Source organism: Paracoccus binzhouensis (genome assembly GCF_016446475.1).
GTDB lineage: Bacteria > Pseudomonadota > Alphaproteobacteria > Rhodobacterales > Rhodobacteraceae > Paracoccus > Paracoccus binzhouensis.
In genome coordinates this window covers 1-3,461 of the sequence record NZ_JAEHFP010000204.1, presented here as the reverse complement: position 1 = coordinate 3,461, position 3,461 = coordinate 1, and the positions used below count along the sequence as shown (strand labels likewise).

General features: G+C 61.1%; 4 protein-coding genes. All 4 read right to left on the bottom strand.

The genetic code is table 11. The annotated features are described in order from the left end of the window. Positions 1–150 precede the first annotated feature (150 nt). Positions 151–480, bottom strand: coding sequence for a TrbC/VirB2 family protein (locus I9P22_RS23700; protein ID WP_199262637.1), 330 nt, complete (start codon positions 478–480; stop codon positions 151–153). Continuing rightward, entirely contained in the window at positions 477–1,427 is a 951-nt protein-coding gene (gene trbB / locus I9P22_RS23695) for a P-type conjugative transfer ATPase TrbB (RefSeq protein ID WP_456299619.1), read from the bottom strand. Before trbB ends, I9P22_RS23700 begins: the two co-directional genes overlap by 4 nt. 410 nt (positions 1,428–1,837) lie before the next feature. Further along, entirely contained in the window at positions 1,838–2,734 is an 897-nt protein-coding gene (locus I9P22_RS23690) for a nucleotidyltransferase domain-containing protein (RefSeq protein ID WP_199262633.1), read from the bottom strand. Positions 2,735–2,742: 8 nt separating this feature from the next. Further along, positions 2,743–3,303, bottom strand: coding sequence for a patatin-like phospholipase domain-containing protein (locus I9P22_RS23685; protein WP_199262631.1), 561 nt, complete (start codon positions 3,301–3,303; stop codon positions 2,743–2,745). Positions 3,304–3,461: the final 158 nt, after the last annotated feature.

Genomic DNA, 3,461 nt, shown 5'->3' with positions numbered 1-3,461 from the left:
ACCCGCTATGACCGATGCCCCAAGGTCTTCCTCTCAGCCATCGCCCTCGCGGCTCTCGTCATCTATTGGTTATGAATCCTGACCCTAGGGCGCGATGAACCGGCACGCTGAACCCCGGCACCGCGTCGAGCGCCTCGAAACTCACCGCCATCAGACAAGCGCCCCGCCGCCGAAGCTGAAGAACGAGAGGAAGAAGCTGGACGCCGCGAAGGCGATGGAGATGCCGAAGACGATCTGGATCAAGCGCCTGAAGCCGCCGCCGGTGTCGCCGAAGGCCAGTGTCAGGCCGGTGACGATGATGATGATCACCGCGACGATTTTGGCGACAGGCCCTTCGACGGATTCGAGGATAGATTGCAGCGGCGCTTCCCAGGGCATGGAGGAGCCGGAGGCCCAGGCGGGCGCGGTCATCAGGCTCGCCCAAGTGAATGCGGCGGCGGTTGCCACATGATGGCGGATACGCAAGGCGCGACGGATCATGCAGATTCTCCTGAATCGTGAGTGGTGGTTAGTTCCGAAAAGGCAGGGGAAATTCGGTAATCGCCATTTGGGCCAAGACCTTCGACACGGGCGAGTTCGGTGAGACGCCGGGCGGAACCGCGACCCGCGAGGACGGCAACAAGGTCGATGGTCTCCGCGATCATGGCGCGCGGGACGGTGACGACGGCTTCCTGGATGAGCTGTTCGAGTCGGCGTAGCGCACCGATGCCGGAACCGGCATGGATGGTGCCGATGCCGCCGGGATGTCCGGTACCCCAGGCTTTGAGGAGATCGAGCGCCTCGGCGCCACGCACCTCACCGATCGGGATACGATCGGGGCGTAGGCGCAAGGACGACCGTACCAGCTCCGACAGCGTGGCAACGCCATCCTTGGTCCGCATGGCGACAAGGTTAGGCGCAGCGCATTGTAGCTCGCGCGTGTCCTCGATGACGACGACCCGATCCTGCGTCTTCGCCACTTCGGCGAGCAGCGCATTGGTGAGGGTGGTTTTCCCGGTGGAGGTACCGCCAGCCACGAGAATGTTGGCGCGTGACGCGACGGCCGCGCGTAGCGTTGCGGCCTGGCCGGCGGACATGATGCCTGCCGCGACATAGTCGTCCAGCGTGAAGACCGCGACCGCAGGTTTTCGGATGGCGAAGGCTGGAGCGGCAACGACAGGCGGCAACAGGCCCTCGAACCGTTCACCCGTTTCTGGCAGTTCCGCCGAGACGCGGGGGCTGCGGGCGTGGACCTCGACGCCGACATGATGGGCGACCAGGCGCACGATGCGCTCGCCATCGGCGGCGGACAACATCTCACCCGTATCGGCCAACCCCGCGGAGAGCCGATCCACCCAGATCCGGCCATCGGGGTTCAGCATCACCTCGACGACGGACGGATCCTGCAGGAGGGTTGAAATGGCAGACCCGAGCGCCGTTCGAAGCATGCGCGCGCCGCGGTCCACATTTGTCTGCTTGTGGTTGATGTCTGCCATGTCGTCCCCGTTCCACCGGGGAGGCGAGAGACAATCCCCGGATGGGGACCACTAAAAGAGAGGCAAAACGGGCCGAATCAACAAGTTTCGGTCGTAGTAGTAGTGTGGCGTGCAAATACAGGAGAACGGCGGGGACCATGTCCCGCCTCCAAGGTTTGAGTGCCCCAGCGCAACCACTTGTTGATTCGATTGGTTCGCTGGATGTGCTAGCGTCGGGACCTTCTGGACATTGGCTGCGCATGCGTGATCTGTGTTTGCACGTGCGGCTACCCCGACGTGGAGGAAGGAAGCGGACATTCTCCGGAGGCGCGAAGCCAGCGCTGAGCCGGCTAGGAGCAGATATACACGCCTTCTGACTATGGCTATCGGTGGCCGCTGTTCCAGTACCTCCGAGCGGCGGCGAGGAAAGTCTGGTAGTCCGTCATATTCCAGCAGATGTGAGAGTTCTCGCGGATCAGCCAGTGGAGGTCGTTCGCACAGGAAAGCTCGTTTGCATTGCAGCGCTCCAGCCAATACAGATAGTTCTCGAAGCTCTGCTGGTAGCTTCCGACGAAGTTCTGGTTCGGGACGCTCCAGAGCATCCCCTCGAGGAAGTACGACGGCGCTACGCCGTCTTTAATGAATTCTTCCCCAACCATCGCGTTGCGCATGTTCTTCAGGACACGCACGTTTGGTTTGAACCGGTTACTTGTAGCTTGGTGCTTTGTCGTGCAGTTCCGCATGTGCTGCTTCGGGAAGTTGATGATGCGGTCTCCGCCCGAAGTGATGAATGTGATGCCGACATGGTGCCGGTTGTCGAAGACTGAGCGATAGGAAGTGTACCGGTGGTGCTCGATGCAGGCGATGACATCGGCGTCCCGCCGGGTGCCGTTGCCCGGTACAAAGATCGCCTTCTTCCCTGCCTTCACCCCACCACCAAAGTTCTTGACGAGCCAAGCGGTTACGTCACGCTTGAACTCCGTAAAACCATAAGTCGCTGGGGACCGGTTCGCCTCGTAGGCCGCTTTATCGGCCGGGTCGAGACCAGAAACATCGCTATTGTAGACGTCCGTCAGGCAAATCACCACGTCGACATCACTCTCGGCGTAGACATTGGTGTCGTTTCCGTAGGAGCCTTGGAGGAAGATGTCGAACCCACGGCCAGCATACGGTGCGTCCTTGTGCTCTAGTACTGCCTTTATCGATCGATACGTTGCCGCTGACTGTGCCTGCGCTCCGACGTGCGACCACGTCTCGAGCTGTTTCTCTGAAATCGCCATCCCTAACCCTATCCCAAAAGCAGTGCGCGAACGTCCCCCTCCCGCCGCGCGAAAGATTCCACGCCCTGCTGCTGGAGTAGGTTCAATTTCCGCAAATCATGCTCGAACATATCCGTGGCCATTTCCGGCTTGTCGAAGGTGTCGCTGATCCGGACCGTTGGGATATCGGCGTAGAGCAGCCTTCGGAGCTGGTCCATCGACGCGGTGTTCACCTCCAGCGTCTTCTGCAGGAGTTGCACAGGCAGGAAGTTCTGGATTTGACGAGCGATGAAGCCGCGGTGCGGTTCCGGGTACTGTCCGCAGCCGAGGCTCAACAACCGGCAGTCCGCTGGAGCATAACCGAGCGCTACGGTCGCGTCAGCCAAAGCGTACAATGCGGGATTATTCGCGCAGTACCCGCCGTCGAAGAGCTCGACGACGGCACCGGATGCGGTGGTGACCAACTTGCGCTCGAAGAAGGGGAACGCCGAGCAAGACGCCTCCACCGCATCCGCAAGCGAGCAGCCGAAACCAGGCTCGAACGTTGCCCGACGTCCGTGAGCTTGGGTGTGGCGGCTCTTGAATATCATCGGGGTCTCGAGCTGCCATTTCGTCGAAACGATGCCGAGCCCGGTCAGGACGGCATCGAACCCCGTAGCCGGCTCTGTTGCACAAATCCCGTCAGGGATTCAGATCGTGAATCCAGGGTGGTAGCTGTGATGTATGAGCAGACCCACACCGCCAACCT